Genomic DNA, 17562 nt, shown 5'->3' on the forward strand with positions numbered 1-17562 from the left:
TTTAAGCGTTACAGGCTTCGTTAAAAGGCGATGCATCAGGGAAGACCGGCGAGTTGCAGGCCTTTTATCAGCGGTTCGGTGAAGGCGGGATCGCGATCGGGGACAAAATGACGGATATCCTCGCTGCGGAAATCGGGGAAGTTTTCGAGCACCGTCCTGGCATAGCTCTGGGCCTTGCCTGTCTCGCCCGCCATCGCATGCGAGGCGGCGAGCAGACGCGCCGTCGCCTGTTTGGTCTTTACCGGTTCCAGCGCGTCGATCGCCTTTTCATACTCTTCACGCATGAAATGGATGCCGCCGAGGTTCCAGTAATAATAATCCGGCGGCAGCGGGTTGAGCTTGAAGGCCGCCCGGTTGAGCTCCAGCGCCCGGTCGAAATCGCCGTCATGAGAAAGTGCGTCGGAGAAATCGGCGAGGATGTCCGCATCATTGGGATTGAGATCCTGCGCCTGCTGGAAATATTCCAGGCTTTCGTCGAAGCGGCGGCGATAAAGCGCGACAAAACCGAGTTCGCGATAAGCCCGGCCGCTGTTCGGATCGGACTGTTGCGCCTGCCGGGCAGCACCATTCGCCTCGTCGAGCAGTTCCTTGTCGCGCATGCCGCGGATCAGCCATTCCATGCCGAGCGCCCGCGACACGCCCGCATGCGCGGCCGAGAAATGCTCGTAGCGATTGAGCGAAGATTTAAACCATTTGCGCGCCTGGCGCAGGTGCTGCAGGTCGGTTTGGGCAATCAGCCGCTTGCCTTCGAGATAAAGGCGATAGGCGGAGGCCGGCGCATCGCCGATCGGCATTGCCAGTTCGTGGCGCTCGATCGTGTCGGCGAGCGAGGAGACGATCCGCCGCGTCAGATGCGCGAAGGATTCGCTGATCTTCTGCATCACCAGCGGCAGTTCCAGCGCCCAGATCACCTCCGACGTCGTCGTCCGCGTCAGCCGGCAGGTGGCAAAAACATCCTCGTCGCGGCCCTGGATGGTGACATAGACCGCATAGTCGAAACTGAGGTCGAGCGGGCCGGGCACGGCGCGCGCCGGATCGATCGAGCGGCTGAGGATTTCGAGGCTCGTATGCGCGGCGATCACCTTGAAGCCGCGCTGCTGGCTGAGGCCGATGGTGACGTCTTCGAGAAGCGCCCTGCCGACGCGCTCCATCAACGGATCGGTGAAGATGCTTTCCGGCGGCAGGATGATGATGCGCGGCTGGCCGAGCAGATTGGCGAACATGCCTGATGCAGACGGGCGCTCCGGCACGGCTGCCTGTGCGGCCGGGATCAGGCCGAGTTCGCGGGCAAGCGCCGTGGTGCTTTCCTCCGGCTCCGTATCGAAGTCGTCCTTCAGCTGGCTCTTGCACTTCAGATAGGCCTGACGGGCCGCGGCCGCATCGTTCATCCTGACATAGGTGCGCATCAGGGTGCGATAGGCCGTCTCGCTGGCAGGATCGAGTTCCAGCAGGCGCCGGGCAAACGCCACCTGCTCGTCATCCGATCCGTCTTCCGATGTTTCGATCAGCCGAGTGAGATGGGCCGAGCGCAATTCGTCGATGCGCTGGCGCTCAAAGGTCAGCCAGTCCTCGGCGCCTTGCGTCGGCGATTTGGCGCCTTCCAGCAGTTCGCCGTTCAGCATATCGCTGTCTTCGGAGGCGAGCGGCCCTTTCTGTTTCAGGATATGAACGTCGACCTCCCAGCCATCCGCGAGCCCGATATGGGTTCGGGTCGCGGCAAGCAGCGGCGGAAGATCGGCGGGAATGCTCTGCTCGATACGCGACAGCAACTGGCGCAGGCTGCCGGCGCGCTTTTCCGGCAGTTCCGATTGCCAGAGCTGCCGCCTGACGGTTTCGCGGTCGAGTTCGAGATTGGCTTCGGCGGTCAGCATGGCGAGGAGAAAATAAGACTTCTCCGGCAAGGGGAGTTCCCTCCCCGCTGCCAGTAGCCTCGGTCTTCCGAGCAGGCACAGCCTGTTCTTCGACATCTGTCCGGATGTCCGTTGCATCCCGGTCTCACCCCTGAAAGCCAAGGCGCGCAAACGCAGCCGCCGCTTAAATCATGTTAGAGCTAGAAGGGCGCCGCGCATAGCGGTTTTGCTATAAAAAGAAGAAATTTCAGCGAATATTTGCATTTTCGCCTGCCGCTCGCCAAGAAGATGCTTCGCCAACACTTGCCGATAGCATGCTGTGGGCCTTCTGTAGCGGGAGTTGTTTGAACAATCGCCAGTTTCAAGACCCAGCCGTCAAGCCGATTACAGCACGTGTGCAACCCGTTTCGGGCTCGTTTCCGTCGCGGCGGCCTCGATGAAGTCGAGGCCGATATCCAGTACCGGCGCGCTGTGCGTCAGCCAGCCGACGGAGATGAGATCGACGCCGGAGGCGGCGATTGCTCCCGCCGTTGCCGGGGTGACCCGGCCCGAAGCCTCGGTGATCGCCCGGCCGGCGACGATGGCGACGGCTTGGCGCAACTGATCCGGCGTCATGTTGTCGAGCAGAACAGCGTCGACGCCGGTCTCCATCGCTTCGCGCAGCTGATCAAGCGTATCGACTTCGACCTCGATCTTCACCAGATGGCCGACGCCGGCCCGCGCCCGGCGGATCGCCTCGGCAACGCCGCCTGAAATGGCGACGTGATTGTCCTTGATCAGTACCGCGTCATAAAGCGCGAAGCGGTGGTTCATGCCGCCGCCGGCCCGCACCGCATATTTTTCCAGTGCCCGGAGCCCCGGCGTCGTCTTGCGCGTGCAGGCGACAGAGGCTTTGGTGCCGCGGATGGCGGCGGCAATCTCGGCCGTCACGGTGGCGATGCCGGAGAGGTGGCCGAGGAAATTCAGCGCGGTGCGCTCGGCCGTCAGCAGGCCGCGTGACGGGCCTTCGATGGTGGCGATCGCGTCGCCGGGCTTGACCGCATCCCCGTCCTGGAGATGCCGGCGCATGGTGATCTCCGGATCGACGAGGGTGAAGGCGAGTTCGGCCGCATCGAGGCCGGCGATCACGCCCGGCTGGCGGGCGGCCATGACGACCGTCGAGCGATGGTCGTTTGGGATGACCGATGCCGAGGTGATATCGCCGGCAAGACCGAGATCCTCGAGCAGGGCTGCGCGGACCAGCGGTTCGACGATCAGGCGCGGAAGCGGAACGAGGCTCATCTCAGGCACTCCTGGCAAGGGCATAGGGCGATGTGGCACGGGCGATTTCCAGCGCTTGGGAAAGGCGCATCTGGCGCCGGTCGGCAGCGCCGAGCTTCAGCGGAAAATCGGTACGGGCATGGGCGCCGCGCGATTCCGTCCGCAGGCTGGCAAAGACGGCGATCAGCAGCCCGACGATGGCAGGATCGGCGGCGGGGCCGTCGCCTTCGGCAAGCGGCAGCAGCGCGGCGATCGCGTCCTCAACGGCGCCGGCATTGCGCAGCACGCCGAGATGGCGTGAGACGATCGGCCGGACGAGCGATGCATCGGCTGGCACCGGCAGTCTCTCGCCGAAGAGGGTGCCGGGACGGCTCGCCGGCATGGAAGCGAGGTCGCGCGCCGCCCGCATGCCCATCACCGCCGCCTCCAGCAGCGAATTGCTGGCGAGCCGGTTGGCGCCGTGCAGGCCGGTCGAGCCCGCTTCGCCCACGACCCAGAGTCCTGGAACCGAGCTGCGGCCGTTGGCATCCGTCGCAACGCCGCCCATGTGATAGTGAACGGCCGGGCGCACTGGAATGAGGTGCTTCGCCGGATCGATGCCGGCCTCGCCGCAAAGGGCGGCGATGACGGGAAAGCGGGTGGCAAAGCGGCTGCCGAGCGCATCGCGAGCATCGAGGAAGACCCTGCCGCCGCGGGTGATTTCGGCGCTGATGGCGCGCGCCACCACGTCGCGCGGCGCAAGCTCGGCGCCCGGGGTGCGGGCCATGAAGCGTTCTCCGCGTTCGTTGACGAGCAGAGCCCCCTCACCGCGCACTGCCTCGCTGACGAGCGCCAAAGGCCTGCGACGGGAATCGAGCGCCGTCGGATGGAACTGGACGAATTCCATGTCGGCGAGATCGGCACCCGCCCTTGCGGCGAGCGCAATCCCTTGGCCGAAATTGCCCATCGGATTGGTGGTCGCATCGTAAAGCCCGCCGATCCCGCCGGTGGCAAGCACCACTTTCGACGTCGGCAGGATGGCGGCGCCGTTGGCGGTCGCACAGTGCAGGCCGGCGACACGCTCGCCATCCATCATGATCCGCCGCGCCTCAAAACCTTCGAGCACGGATATGGAAGGTGTCTGCTTCACCGCCCGCACAAGCGCGGCGACGATCGCCGCCCCCGAACCATCGCCTTCGGCGTGGACGATGCGGCGGCGGCTATGGGCAGCCTCCAGCCCGAAAGAGAGTTCGCCGGCGGCATTTCGGTCGAAACGGACGCCGGCCTGCTCCAGCGCTGAGATTGCCGCCGGCGCTTCGGTGATGATGCCGGCGGCGACTGCGGGATCGCAGAGGCCGTCGCCGGCGACAAGCGTATCGGCAAGATGCAGCGCCGCGCTGTCGTCGGCGCCCATGCCGGCAGCGATGCCGCCCTGCGCCCAGGCGCTCGACGTCTCGGTGCCGAGGGCGGCGCGCGTGATGATGATGCAGCATTCGGGCGCCAGTGTCAGCGCGGTCATCAACCCGGCAAGGCCGCTGCCGACAATCACCGTGCGGCCGGCGAGATTGTGGAGAATCTCGGTCATATCGCCAGCATCCTTTCGACGGCGCGGCGCGCCGCCACGGCAATCGCCGGATCGACGGTCACCTCGTGGCGGTTTTCCTCAAGCGCTGAACGGATATTGCCCAGGGTGATCCGCTTCATATGCGGGCAGAGATTGCAGGGGCGAATGAATTCGACCTCGGGATGATGCACGGCGATATTGTCGCTCATCGAGCATTCGGTGAGCAGCACGACGCGCGCCGGCTTCTGCCGCCCGACGTAATCCGACATGACAGCGGTGGAGCCGGCAAAATCGGCCTCGGCCACCACCTCGGGCGGGCATTCGGGATGAGCGAGCACTGTCACGCCGGGATGGTTTTCGCGCAGCTGGCGGACATCGTCGGCGGTGAAGAGTTCATGCACTTCGCAATGCCCGTGCCAGGCGATGATCTCGACGTCGGTCTCGCGGGCGACGTTGCGCGCCAGATATTCGTCCGGGATCATCAGCACCTTCGGCACGCCGAGCGATTCCACCACCTGTTTGGCATTGCCCGAGGTGCAGCAGATGTCGGAGGCAGCCTTCACCGCGGCCGAAGTGTTGACATAGGTGATGATGGGCACGCCGGGATGGGCCTGGCGCAAGAGCGCGATATCTTCAGGCGTGATCGAATCCGCCAGCGAACAGCCGGCGCCAAGATCGGGGATCAGCACGGTCTTCTCGGGGTTCAGAAGCTTGGCGGTCTCGGCCATGAAGTGCACGCCGGCCAGCACGATCACATCGGCATCGACCTCGATCGCCTTGCGGGCAAGCGCCAGGCTGTCGCCGACGATATCGGCGACGCCGTGGAAGATCTCCGGCGTCTGGTAATTATGCGCGAGAATGACGGCGTTGCGGCGGCGCTTGAGCTCGAGGATGGCGTCGACATCGTTCTCGAACGACATCCATTCGGCTTTGGGAATGACGCGGCTGACGCGCTCGTAGAGCGAGGATGCGGAAACAGAATGATTCATGACCGGCTCCTTATTATGCTCTATTTGAGCATATCATGGGCAAAATAGATATTCTCACGGTGAGCATATGTCAATTGCGGGAGAGCGGTAATTTTGTTCCGGCGAGCGCCCGTTCCTCGAGCACCGTGTGGCGGAAGCGGAACAGCTTGGCCGGCCGGCCGCCGGTTTCGCTTTCCGTGCCGCCGGTTTCCTCGACGAGTTCCTGCTGTTCGATCAAGCGGCGAAAATTCTGCTTGTGCAACGTCAGCCCCGCCAGGGCCTCGATGGTGCGCTGCAGCCGCAGAAGCGTAAAGCTCTCCGGCATCAGTTCGAAGACCACCGGACGGTATTTGATCTTGGCGCGCAGTCTTGCGATCCCGGTCGCCAGAATCCGGCGGTGATCGGCAAACATCGCCCGGCCGAGATTGGCTTCGCTTGCGCATCCGGCTTCGGCAACGAGCCCCGCTTCATAAAGCAGTTCGTAGCGCTGCAGCGCCAGATCCTCGTTCCAGCCGCCGCCGTCGAGGCCGAAGGTGAAATCCGCCCGGCGATGTCGGTGGTCGCGCCTGAAAGAATCGGCATCGGCCCAGTGGCTCAGCCGCGTCATGATCTCATCCAGCACGGCCGGCCGGCCCTTCCGGTGGTCTTCCCAGGGAAAATATTCGTACCAGCCATGCCATCCCGGCCGGCCGGCGCCCGACTGCTCGTTGACGAGGCCGAGATAGCTGATCGAGATCGTCCGCCCGCCCGGGATGTCGTTGTTCCGGTCGCGGTCGGCGAAGGTATAGAGCTGCTCGAGATAGCCGACCGGGTGTTCGGTCTGCTCCTGCACCCATTCGCGCAGGCCCGATTGCAGGGTGCGGTGGCCCATTTCGAAGGGGCCTGACGGCAGCGCATTGCCGGAACGGATCGTCATCACACGCGGCTCGTCCCCCGTCACCGCGACGAGCACCGCAATCAATTCCGCATGCGCAAAGCCGATCGTCACAGGGGACCGAATACTCCGTTCCGAATGGATCATTCCTGACACAGGCTGGGATGGAAGCCAATGGAGCGCCAACGAGTTCGGGGTATTGCCCACATCATCCAGTGGATGCTGGGGTGTTTATGTTTTTGTCTCTGGCGAATGATGCCTTTCGCTTGCTGCTCAAGGCGTTCGTCGCTGGCGCTCCTCACCCCTCATCTGCGCTGACGGGCATCTTCTCCCCGCTGGGGAGAAGGGGGAGCAAGCCGTACGGTGCCATTCCTACAGCAAAGGTCTCAAGAGGAGTGAGGCGCCGCCACACCCCCTTCTCCCCAGGAGGAGACGATGCCGGCAGGCAGATGAGGGGGTGAGCGAAGCGAATGCGCTGAGCGTAAGCGAGGGCAAAGAATAGGTGGGACTACTTCAACGATCCCCCGTCTCGCCGGCCAGTCCATCCAGGAAAATCTTCAATTCCGCTTCGTCGATACCGACGAGATGGCGCTTTTCCGGATAGGCGCCGGTCCGGACATCCTCGGCGAATTCGGTGAAGGCGGCGATGCGCTCTCGCTGCAGCCGGTCGTGTTCGGCGGCGAAGTTGCGATAGACCTTGGCATGGCGGGGATAGTGGTCGCGATTGGCACCGAGCACGTCGTCGGCGAAGAGATATTGGGCGTCGCAGCCGCTGCCGGCCCCCATGGAGATCAACAGCATCGAGGTGTTGCTGCTGATGGCGGCAGCGACATCCCCAGGCACCACTTCGATTTCGGCGGCGAAGGCGCCGGCCTCTTCCAGCGCCTTGGTCTGCCGCCAGATCTCGGCGGCACTTGCCGCCGTCTTGCCGACGGCGCGGAAGCCGCCGGTCCAGGTCGCCTTCGACGGGATCAGCCCGAGATGGCCGCAGACGGGAATGCCCTCGTCGCGCATGCGCCGGATCGTCTGCAGGCTTGCGGCGCAATAGACCGCATCGCCGCCGGCCTTCAGCGCCGCGAAGGCGGCACGCAGATAATCTTCAGACGAGACAAGATCGCCATATTCGAGCCCCGGAATGGCAAAAGGCGTTGGGGCGATTTCGCGAAAGACCGGGCCGAGCAGCGAGGGCGGCACCGAGACGATGTCGATCCCGGCTTTTTCAGCCGCTTCCGCCTCCTCCAGCGAGGTGACGCGCAGCATGGTGAGCTGGCGCTTGCCCTTTTCCGCCAGCAGATCGGCGACGGTCGCGCGCTGGTGTTTTTTCATCGTCAATTCCTTTGAATATTTATATATCGGGCGGCTCAGGCGGCCAGCAGGGATTTCAGTTTGACGTCATTGGCTGCGAGCGCCGCCGGGTCCGGATGGGCGCGGGCTGCGATCAGCATTTCGGCGAGGCGGATGTCGCGCGCCACCGCATTGCCCGGGCCGATGCCGCTTGCGGCGATCAATCGGCCGTCGGCATCGAGGTGGAACAGAATGAAGGCGCCGGCCCCGAGATCGCGGCGCTGATGCGTGGCGGCGCCTTCGGCAAGGCCGGCAATTTGCAGCGTCATGTCGTATTGATCCGACCAGAACCACGGCACCGATGAAATGGCTTGCTCGAGGCCGAGCATGTTGGCCGCGGCCAATGTGCCCTGCTCCTGGGCGTTGCGCCAGGATTCGAGCCGCACTCGCCGGCCGCCATAGATCGGCAAAGGAAAGGAGCAGCAGTCGCCGGCGGCAAAAACATTCGGCGCCGAGGTCTGGAGATAGCGGTCGACGGCGATACCGTTTTCGATTGCAAGCCCCGCTTTTTCGGCGATCTCGACATTCGGCCGGGCGCCGATGCCGACAAGGGCGAGATCGGCTTCGATCGCCTCGCCGGCCGACAACCGGATCAAGGCCTTTCCGCCTTCCTCGCTCAGCCTCTCGATCGAGACGCCGCAGCGGATATCGACACCCTCGGCGCGGTGGCGCTCGGTCAGCAGGTGCGCGACTTCCTCAGGCACGCCGCGCTTCAGTACGCGTTCCAGCCCCTCGATGACGGTGACCTCGGCGCCGAGCAGGCGCGCCGTCGCCGCAAGTTCCAGGCCGATGAAGCCGCCGCCGATGATGGCGATATGCTTGCCGGGCTTCATCACGTCGCGCAGTGCGGCTGCATCGTGATGCGTCCGCAGCGAGCGAATATGGGCGCTACCTTCAGGCGCGCCGGGGAACGAACGCGCCGCTGCGCCCGTCGCCAGCAGAAGCTTGTCATAGGAAAGCGTCGTCCTGTCGGAAAGCGTGACGGTCCTGGATGCCGTGTCGAAATCCCTGGCTTCAAGGCCGGTCAGCAATCGGATGCCGCTGTCGGCGTATTTTTCCGACGCAGCGATGAATTTCGGATCGCCTGCATCGGCACCCGCCTTCGACAGCGGCGGCCGTTCATAGGGATGAAGGGGCTCGGCGCCGACAAGCGTTATTTCGCCGTCAAAACCTTTTTCCCGCAGGGCGAAAGCGGCGCGCGCACCGCATTCGCCGGCACCCAAGATAACGAAATGGGCCACATCAGCCTCCGTCAGAGCGAGATGAAGACGGCGCCGCCTTCGATCTTTACCGGATAGGTCTTGAGATTGACGCAGACCGGCGCGCCTTTGGCTTCGCCCGTCTTATAGTTGAAGCGGCCGTTGTGCTTCGGGCATTCGATGATCTCATCCATGACAAGCCCGTCGGCAAGGTGGATATGTTCGTGCGTGCAGAGCCCGTCGGTTGCGAAGAATTCGTCGTCGGGGCTGCGGTAGACCGCGAAGGTGCGCCCGCCATGATCGAAGCGGATGACATCCTCTTCGTCGATCTCGTCCTTGCCGCAGACTTCGATCCAGTTTCCGCTCATCTTATCCTCCCTCGATCGTGATTATTGCGCGGCCGGAGCCAGCTCGTTGTGGAACTCTTCGCGATAGGGCCGCGCGGTGGCCGGCAATTCGCGCTTCAGGAAATAATCCTCGTTGCGCAGCTGGCGCAGGAAGGCCGGGATCATCTCTCGATAGCCCGACAGGATCGACGGGTTCGGCGCCGGCAGGTCGTGCTTGATCATCGCGTGCAGCCTGGGCAGCGCATGGTAAGGCACCATCGGGAACATGTGATGTTCGACGTGGTAATTCATGTTCCAGTAGATGAAGCGGCTGACCGGGTTCATATAGACCGTGCGGCTGTTCAGCCTGTGGTCGATGACGTTGTCGGCGAGGCCGCCATGCTGCAAAAGCCCGGTCAGCACATGGTGCCAGGCGCCGTAGAGGCGCGGCAGGCCGATCAGCATCAGCGGCAGGATCGAACCCATGGCGAGTGCTGCAGCGATCGTGGCGACATAAATCGCCAGCCAGATGCGGGCGATGCGGATCGCTTTCGGCTGCTCCATCTCCGGAATGAAGGTCTTTTCCGCCGCGCTCACGACACCGAAGGCGTTGCGCAACATGTCGACGACAGCATGACAGACATCGAGGATGCCGAAGAAATTGAGGACCAGCCGGACGAGATCGGGCGGGCGCATGACGGCGATTTCGGGATCGCGGCCGACGATAACGGTATCGGTGTGGTGGCGTGTGTGACTCCAGCGCCAGGTCACCGGATTGCGCATGATCATGAAGCAGGCGATCTGATAGACGGCGTCGTTCATCCAGCGCGTCTTGAAGGCGGTGCCGTGGCCGCATTCGTGCCAGCGGCTGTCGGAGGCCGAGCCGTAGAGCACGCCATAGGCAAGGAAGAAGGGCAACGCGACCCACGAACCCCAGAAATAGACGCCGAGCCCGGCCAGGGCCACCATGCTGCCGAGCCAGATGACGGTGTCACGGATCGCCGGGGCGTCCGAGCGCTGCATCAGCGCCTTCATCTCCTTGCGCGGAATATCCGTGTGGTACCATTGCGCTGCCGCCAGCCCCGTCTCGACAGCGGTGCGGCCGCTTTCGCCGAGCAGGTCGTAGTCCCGTTTCTTTGCCTGGATCGTCATCATCCGCCTCCCGTTATGCAATGCTTGGGAGGATAGGTTGACTTTGTAAGGCGCTCAATGCAGGCTTGATATAATCTATCAAAAGCCATCATAAATGGCTTGCATTCATGATCGAATCTATCAGGAACGCCGATGCGCCGACCCACCATCTCCGATCTCGCCCGCGCCTCGGGCGTCAGCGTTGCCACCGTCGACCGGGTGCTCAACGGTCGCCACCGCGTGCGCGAGGAAACGGCGCGGCGGGTTTATGACGCGGCCCAGTCGATCGGCTACCATGCCGTCGGCCTCATCCGGCAACGCGTCTTCGAGGATCTGCCGCAATACCGGCTGGCGTTCCTGCTGCAAAAGCCGATGCAGCCCTTCTATCAGGCTTTCGCTCGCGAGATCGAAGTGGCGGCCCGCGCCGTGACCACCGCCCGTGTCCAGATCCAGATCGACTATCCCTCCGCTTCGACACCGGCGGCGATCGTCGAGAAGCTCAGGGCTCTCGGCGCCCGCAATCAGGCCATCGCTCTGGTTGCTCCAGACTATCCTGCGGTGACGGCGGCGATTGAGGAACTGAGGGAAAGAGACATTCCCGTCTTTTCGCTGCTTTCCGACTTCGCCTCAGGGGTGCGCAATGCCTATATTGGCGTCAACAACCGCAAGGTCGGCCGCACCGCCGCCTGGGTGATTGCCAAGACTGCCCGTGTGCCGGGTAAGGTCGCCTGTTTCGTCGGCAGCCACCGTTTTCACGGACATGAGCTGCGCGAGATCGGCTTTCGTTCCTATTTTCGTGAAAACGCGCCGGAATTCGACGTCATCGATACATTGATCAACCTGGATACTCCCGAGATCACCCATGAGGCGACGCTGACGCTGCTGCAGAAGCATCCCGATCTCGTCGGCATTTACGTTTGCGGCGGCGGTATGGAGGGCGCGATCTCGGCGATCCGTGAGGAAAGTCTCGGTGGCAAGATCGCCCTCGTGGTCAACGAGTTGACGCCCGACAGCAAAGCCGGGCTTGCCGACGATATCGTCGCCATGGCGATCGGCACCCCCCTGCCCGCACTCTGCAAAGAGCTGATGGGGCTGATGATGAGTGCGATCGAAAACAGCGAAACGGCCGTTCCCGGCCAGTTCTTCCTGCCCTTCGATATCCATATCTCGGAGAACATCTAGAAATGACGGAAATCTATCATTGTGGTTGAAATTCTTTCAGCAATGAGAGCGGGGCGGCGGCGATGGCCGATGGATTGCCACGGAAATTCCGATAGAGATTCGCAGCCCCATTCACGAGAAACTGCTCCGCTTGATGTCGCGGAGACGAGGAGGATATATCCGTTATGACTTCCATCCGCTTTGCGCTCAACCATATGGCCGCGCCGTCGCTCGCTATCGATGATTTCTTCGCGCTGACAAAGTCGCTCGGCATCGACGCGGTCGAGATCCGCAACGACCTTTCCGGCAATGCCATTCTCGACGGCACCAAACCGGAGGCGATCAAGCAGGCTGCCGAGCGCCATGGACTGACGATCATCTCGATCAACGCGCTGCAGCGCTTCAACGAGTGGAATACCGCAAGGGCTGCTGAAGCGCAGGAACTGATCGATTATGCCAGCGCCTGCGGCGCCAAGGCGCTCGTCCTCGTTCCGAAGAACGACGGCACCGGCTGCGCCGACGGCGAACGCCAGGCCAATCTGCGCGAGTCCCTGACGGCGCTAAAGCCGATGCTCGATAAGGCCGGCATTATCGGCCTCGTCGAGCCGCTCGGTTTCGAGATCTGCTCACTGCGCTCGAAGACCGAGGCGGCCGAGGCAATCAAGGAACTCGGCGCGCAATCGACCTTCAAGCTCGTCCACGACACCTTCCACCATCACCTCGCCGGCGAAGCCTCGACCTTCCCTGAACTGGCCGGTCTCGTGCACATTTCCGGCGTCAGCGACCCCGCTGTATCCGTTGCCGATATGCGCGATTCCCACCGCGTGCTCGTCGATGGCGACGACCGGCTCGACAATGCCGGGCAGATCAAGGCGCTGCTGCAGGCGGGCTACAAGGGTCCGTTCTCCTTCGAGCCCTTCGCGGCCAAAGTGCATGCGGTCAAGGACCCGGCCGCAGCACTTCGCGCCAGCATGGATTATCTCACCGCGCGGGTTTGAAGCCTCAGCGAAATGTAGCGTGACGAGCGGCCGCCGGCGAGCGGCCGATCGTATCGATCTATTCGCGGCCTCTGAACCGGCGCTGATAGGCGGGGTCGTAGAGTGAACTCTCGCGAAAATCCTCTGCGGCAAGCGATGGGCCGACGAAGATGATCGCCGTGCGTTCGATCGGTTCGGCCGCAACCTTTGCCTCGATATCGGACAGCGTGCCGCGCAGGACGCGCTCGTCCGGCCAGGAGGCCTTGACGACGATGGCGACCGGGCAGTCGCCGCCGTAGAGCGGGGTCAATTCCTCCACCACCTGCTTCAGCGCATGGATCGCCAGATGGATCGCCAGCGTGGCGCCCGTCGCGCCGAATTTCGCAAGTGTTTCGTCGTTCGGCATCGGCGACGCGCGGCCGGAAACGCGGGTGAGCACCAGGCTCTGGGCCACGGCCGGGATCGTCAGCTCGCGCCCGAGCGCCGAGGCAGCGGCGGCAAAGGCCGGAACACCGGGTGTCATCGTATAGGCGATGCCGTGTTTCTCAAGCCGGCGCACCTGCTCGGCGACCGCGCTCCAGACCGAGAGATCGCCGGAATGCAGCCGGGCGACATCCTGGCCGGCGGCCGCGGCGCTGAGATATTCCGCCTCGATCTCGTCGAGCGACATCGGTGCGGTATCGACGATACGCGCATCCGACGGGCAATATTGCAGCAGTTCCAGGGAGACGATCGAACCGGCATAGAGACAGACCGGGCACCGGGCGATGAGATCGCGGCCACGCACCGTGATGAGATCCGCAGCCCCCGGCCCCGCGCCGATGAAATGCACCGTCATTGCGTCATCCTTTCGTCCAACACCACTGCGTCACCGGCATGGCCGGCCGCCAGCCGCTCATGCCGCCGACAGGCCCCGCACGCGCTATTTCGATGCGCGTCAGCGAGCCGCCGCGTTTTGCGTGTTCTGAGAGCAGCACGGCCTCCATTTCCAGCGTCACGGCATTGGCGACGAGCCGCCCTCCCCGCTTCAGCGCGGCGATCGCGGTATCGATGACGCCGGGCGCGCTGCCGCCGCCGCCGAGGAAGATCGCGTCCGGTTCCGGCAGGCCGATCAGCGCGCGGGGTGCTTCGCCTTCGATGACGGCAAGATGCGGCACGCCGAAGGCGGATGCGTTGCGGGCAACGCGCGCGGCCCGCTCCGGCGCCTGCTCGATGGCGATCGTCTTCAGGGAGGGATCGGCCAGCATCCATTCGATACCGATCGATCCGGAGCCGGCGCCGATATCCCAGAGCACCTGACCGTGATGCGGCGCCAGCGCCGACAGGGTCAGCGCCCGGATTTCGCGTTTGGTGATCTGTCCGTCATGCTCGAACAGCGCGTCCTCGATCCCGGCGGCGAAAGGCAGAATGCGCGCCCCCTCCCCTGCCGCGATTTGCAGGGCGCAGACGTTGAGAGAATCGATATCCGTGAGATCGAAATCCGCGGCCAAGGCATTTCTTTGCCGTTCGCGTGCGCCGCCCAGCGCCTCGAGCACGGTAAGCTGCGACTGACCGAAACCGGTGGCGGCAAGCAGCGCAGCCAGCTCGGCAGGCCCCTTCTCGTCTGAGGTCAGCGCGAGGATGCGCCGGCCGGCGTGCAGATGCGGCCGGATCAGGTCGATCGGCCTGCCATGCAGCGAAATTGTCGCGATGTCCTGCAGCGGCCAGCCGAGCCGCGAGGCGGCAAGGCTGAAGGCAGAGGGCGCCGGGATGGTACGCATCTCTTCCGACGCCACGTGGCGGGAAAGCGTTGCGCCGACGCCGTAGAGGAAAGGGTCGCCGGAGGCGAGCACGACGACGGGCGTGCCGCGCCTCTGGAGGATGGCATCGACCGAGCGCTCGAACGGGCTCCGCCAGGAAAGTCTTTCGCCTGATATCAGCGACGCCGCAAGCGCATGATGGCGCGCGCCGCCGAAGACGGCAGGTGCAGTGGCAATCAGCCCCTTCGCTTCTTCACCGAGCCCTTCTGGACCATCTTCGCCGATGCCGATAATAGTCAGCCAGCGCGGGCCTGCAGCAGGAGAGATATCAGACATGGGAAGACCTCGCATTCTGATCCTCGGCGGCACCGGCGAGGCGCGGCTGCTCGCCAAAGCGCTCGCGATGCGGGGAAATGGCGATGTTCTTCTGTCGCTGGCTGGTCGCACCGAAAAACCGGCCGCGCAGCCGGTTCCGGTTCGCATCGGCGGTTTTGGTGGCGCTGCGGCGTTGGCCGATTTTCTGACGGCCGGCGGATATGATCTGCTGATCGACGCCACCCATCCCTTCGCCGAGCGCATTTCCGCCAATGCCGCCTTTGCCGCCGAGACGACCGGTATCGCCGCGATCGCGCTGCGCCGTCCCGAATGGCAGCGCCTGCCGGGCGACCGTTGGCAGGAGGTGCAGAGCATACCGGCTGCAATCGAGGCGCTCGGCCCCTCCCCTCGCCGGGTCTTCCTGGCGACCGGCCGGCAGGGCGCCCATCATGCGGAGGCGGCGCCGCAGCATTTCTATCTCATCCGCAGCGTCGATCCTGTCGAGCCGCCGCCGGCGCTTGCCAATGTCGACTATGTGATTGATCGTGGCCCCTTCACGCTGGAAGGCGAATATGCCTTGCTGAAGCGCCACCGGATCGACGCCATCATTGCCAAGAACAGCGGTGGCGCCGCCACCTATGCGAAGATCAAGGCAGCCCGCCTGCTCGGCATCGAGGTGATGATGGTCGCGCGCGCGCCGGCGTCCGCAGTCAAAACGGTCGAAACTGTCGAGGCGACGCTGGCGGCGATCGATCACCTCGTCCCCCTGCCATGAAGCGCGGGGTATAGACGAGGTCCGGCCGGCCGGGCCGCGTGACGATCCGGGTCTCGGCCGAGCCGATGATGACGCAGGTCGCCATATCGGCTATCGAGGCATCCGCCTGCGACAGCGGCTGCACTGCGATGCGTTCGTCCGGCCGTCCGGCCGCCCGGCCGAAAATGACCGGCGTCGTTGCCGGTAGATGGTCGAGCAACAGCTTGAAGGCTTCCCCGAGTTGCCACGGCCGCGCCCGGCTGATGGGGTTATAAAGAGCAATGACGAAACCCGCCCTGGCAGCCAGTTCGAGGCGGTTTTCTATTGTATTCCAAGGCTTTAGATTGTCAGAAAGCGAGATGGCGCAGAAATCGTGACCAAGCGGCGCCCCGGCTCTTGCCGCCACCGCAAGCATCGCGGTGATGCCGGGCAGGATGGTGAGGTCGACGGCGCGCCAGGCTGCCGGCCCGTTCTCGATCGCCTCGCAGACGGCGGCAGCCATGGCGAAAACACCAGGGTCGCCGCCGGAGACGACGCAGACCTTGGCGCCATCGGCGGCCATCGAAAGGGCTGCCCCTGCCCTGTCGAGCTCTTCGCGATTGTCCGAGGCATGCCGCAGCTGATCGTCACGGAGACTGCAGCCTGTCGAGATAGGGTCCGTATCCGAAGAAATCGCTCGCGGCCTCGACTGCCGCCAGCGCTTCCGGCGTCATCTGCTCGGGATTGCCGGGACCGGTGCCGATTACGAAAAGCGCTCCGCTCATCGGCTGCTCTCCCATCCCGGCACCAGCACCAGCGAAAAATACGGCGCCTCGCCGTCAGATCTGTCGGCAAGCTTTTCCAGCGCCGCATTCGCCATGGTGCCGCGCTCGACATAGACGGCTTCCGCCAGCCGACCGGCGGCTTCCAAAGCCCGGCGGATTTTCGGCAGGTTGCGGCCGACCTTCATGATGACGGCGGCCTGGGTATCGGCCAGGCGGCGCGTCAGCTCGGTCTCGGCCATCGTACCGGGCAGTACGGAAAGCACATCATCGCCCTGGACGATCGGCATGCCGGCCAAGGACCAGCAGCCCGACATAGCGCTGATGCCGGGGATCACTTCCGTCGGATAGCGCTGGGAGAGCCTGACATGCAGGTGCATATAGGAACCGTAGAACAGCGGATCGCCTTCGCTGAGTACGGCGACGGTCAGCCCGGCATCGAGATGGCCAGCGACGCTTTCGGCAGAGCGATCATAGAACTGGGTGATCAGGCTCTGGTAGCGTTCGTCGTTCTTGTCGATCTCTGTGGTGACGGGATAATAGAGCGGCAGCAGCGTCACGCCGGATTTCAAGAGCGGCTCGACAATCGCCTTGCCGTTGCCGCCCCTCCCCTGCTTGGCGAAATAGGCAATGACGTCGGCGCCTTCGATGGCGCGCACGGCTTTGAGGGTCAGAAGCTCCGGGTCGCCGGGACCGGTGCCGACGCCGATAAGACGGCCGCTTGGCGTCATAGGCCCGGCCTCGCCAGCGCGTTCAGCGCCGCAGCCGTCATGGCGCTGCCGCCGAGCCGGCCGCGGACGATGGCAAAGGGCACACCGTAGGAATTCTCCGCCAGCGCATCCTTCGATTCCGCCGCGCCGACAAAGCCCACCGGCATGCCGAGGATGGCTGCGGGTTTAGGGGCGCCGTCGCGCAGCAGTTCGAGCAGATGGAAGAGCGCGGTCGGCGCATTGCCGATCGCAACGACGCTGCCGCCGAGCCGGTCGAGCCAGAGATGCATGGCGGCGGCCGATCGCGTGTTGCCGGTCTTAAGCGCCAGTTCCGGTGTGGCGGGGTCGCGCAGCGTGCAGATCACCTCGTTCAGCGCCGGCAGCCGCGCCCGGGTCACGCCCTGAGAGACCATTTCCGCGTCGCAGAAGATCGGCGCCCCGCCCTTCAGGGCTTCGCGCGCGGCGCCGACGAAATCGGCGGAAAACAGGAAATGCTCGGCCGCCTCGACCAGCCCGCAGGCATGGATCATGCGCACGGCGATGTCGGCCTCATCTTGGGTGAAGCGCGAAAGATCGGCCTCGGCGCGGATGATCGCAAAGGAACGCTCGTAGATCGCGTCGCCGCTGCGGATATAATCGTAGTCTGGCAT

16 protein-coding genes and 1 pseudogene are annotated in these 17562 nt (G+C 64.2%); 3 read left to right on the forward strand and 14 right to left on the reverse strand.

The features are described 5' to 3' along the window. Positions 1–35 precede the first annotated feature (35 nt). The 9 genes from MF410_RS26445 to MF410_RS26485 form a co-directional block, all read right to left on the reverse strand. Positions 36–1988, reverse strand: a complete 1953-nt coding sequence (locus MF410_RS26445) for a BTAD domain-containing putative transcriptional regulator (RefSeq protein ID WP_097625691.1) — start codon at positions 1986–1988, stop codon at positions 36–38. A gap of 246 nt (positions 1989–2234) precedes the next feature. Continuing rightward, positions 2235–3155, reverse strand: a complete 921-nt coding sequence (nadC, locus tag MF410_RS26450; RefSeq protein WP_206099933.1) for a carboxylating nicotinate-nucleotide diphosphorylase — start codon at positions 3153–3155, stop codon at positions 2235–2237. Further along, positions 3133–4674 (reverse strand): L-aspartate oxidase, encoded by a 1542-nt coding sequence (locus MF410_RS26455; protein WP_222134838.1) that lies wholly within the window; start codon positions 4672–4674, stop codon positions 3133–3135. The genes nadC and MF410_RS26455 overlap by 23 nt, the downstream gene beginning before the upstream one ends. Next, complete coding sequence (nadA, locus tag MF410_RS26460; protein WP_222134839.1) at positions 4671–5642, reverse strand: quinolinate synthase NadA; 972 nt, start codon at positions 5640–5642, stop codon at positions 4671–4673. The genes MF410_RS26455 and nadA overlap by 4 nt, the downstream gene beginning before the upstream one ends. Before the next feature lie 70 nt (positions 5643–5712). Further along, the gene (locus MF410_RS26465) at positions 5713–6642 is read right to left on the reverse strand and encodes a hypothetical protein (protein ID WP_239620511.1); all 930 of its coding nucleotides are present in this window, start codon (positions 6640–6642) and stop codon (positions 5713–5715) included. Between the two features lie 366 nt (positions 6643–7008). Beyond that, on the reverse strand, positions 7009–7821 hold the full coding sequence (locus tag MF410_RS26470) for a 3-methyl-2-oxobutanoate hydroxymethyltransferase (RefSeq protein ID WP_222134841.1): 813 nt from the start codon (positions 7819–7821) through the stop codon (positions 7009–7011). 35 nt (positions 7822–7856) lie between these two features. Beyond that, on the reverse strand, positions 7857–9080 hold the full coding sequence (locus tag MF410_RS26475) for an FAD-dependent oxidoreductase (protein ID WP_222134842.1): 1224 nt from the start codon (positions 9078–9080) through the stop codon (positions 7857–7859). A gap of 11 nt (positions 9081–9091) precedes the next feature. Next, a complete protein-coding gene (locus MF410_RS26480; RefSeq protein WP_012555387.1) occupies positions 9092–9406 on the reverse strand; it encodes a MocE family 2Fe-2S type ferredoxin in 315 nt (104 codons plus the stop codon). 21 nt (positions 9407–9427) lie between these two features. Then, positions 9428–10516 carry a fatty acid desaturase family protein gene (locus MF410_RS26485; RefSeq protein ID WP_183777840.1) on the reverse strand — a complete coding sequence of 363 codons (1089 nt, stop codon included), beginning with the start codon at positions 10514–10516 and terminating at the stop codon, positions 9428–9430. A 132-nt stretch (positions 10517–10648) separates the two neighbouring features. On the opposite strand from MF410_RS26485, the gene MF410_RS26490 reads away from it, so the two are divergent. Next, a complete protein-coding gene (locus MF410_RS26490) occupies positions 10649–11677 on the forward strand; it encodes a LacI family DNA-binding transcriptional regulator (RefSeq protein WP_183777841.1) in 1029 nt (342 codons plus the stop codon). Between the two features lie 164 nt (positions 11678–11841). Continuing rightward, complete coding sequence (locus tag MF410_RS26495; protein WP_183777842.1) at positions 11842–12654, forward strand: TIM barrel protein; 813 nt, start codon at positions 11842–11844, stop codon at positions 12652–12654. A 58-nt stretch (positions 12655–12712) separates the two neighbouring features. On the opposite strand, the gene cobM is transcribed toward MF410_RS26495, so the two are convergent. After that, the gene (cobM, locus tag MF410_RS26500) at positions 12713–13471 is read right to left on the reverse strand and encodes a precorrin-4 C(11)-methyltransferase (protein WP_222134843.1); all 759 of its coding nucleotides are present in this window, start codon (positions 13469–13471) and stop codon (positions 12713–12715) included. A gap of 4 nt (positions 13472–13475) precedes the next feature. After that, positions 13476–14708: a precorrin-6y C5,15-methyltransferase (decarboxylating) subunit CbiE gene (cbiE, locus tag MF410_RS26505; RefSeq protein WP_222134844.1), complete on the reverse strand. Its 1233-nt coding sequence runs from the start codon at positions 14706–14708 to the stop codon at positions 13476–13478. Between cbiE and MF410_RS26510 the strand changes: the two genes are divergently transcribed. Beyond that, positions 14707–15462, forward strand: a complete 756-nt coding sequence (locus MF410_RS26510) for a cobalt-precorrin-6A reductase (protein ID WP_239620513.1) — start codon at positions 14707–14709, stop codon at positions 15460–15462. The genes cbiE and MF410_RS26510 overlap by 2 nt on opposite strands. Here MF410_RS26510 and MF410_RS26515 read toward each other — a convergent pair. The 3 genes and pseudogenes from MF410_RS26515 to MF410_RS26525 form a co-directional block, all read right to left on the reverse strand. Beyond that, positions 15398–16205, reverse strand: a pseudogene (locus MF410_RS26515) (precorrin-3B C(17)-methyltransferase). The gene MF410_RS26510 and the pseudogene MF410_RS26515 overlap by 65 nt on opposite strands. Then, the gene (locus MF410_RS26520) at positions 16202–16933 is read right to left on the reverse strand and encodes a precorrin-2 C(20)-methyltransferase (RefSeq protein ID WP_222134846.1); all 732 of its coding nucleotides are present in this window, start codon (positions 16931–16933) and stop codon (positions 16202–16204) included. The pseudogene MF410_RS26515 and the gene MF410_RS26520 overlap by 4 nt, the downstream one beginning before the upstream one ends. Further along, entirely contained in the window at positions 16930–17562 is a 633-nt protein-coding gene (locus MF410_RS26525) for a precorrin-8X methylmutase (protein ID WP_183777847.1), read from the reverse strand. The genes MF410_RS26520 and MF410_RS26525 overlap by 4 nt, the downstream gene beginning before the upstream one ends.

It is taken from the genome of Rhizobium sp. C104 (assembly GCF_022354505.1).
Classification (GTDB): Bacteria; Pseudomonadota; Alphaproteobacteria; order Rhizobiales; family Rhizobiaceae; genus Rhizobium; species Rhizobium redzepovicii.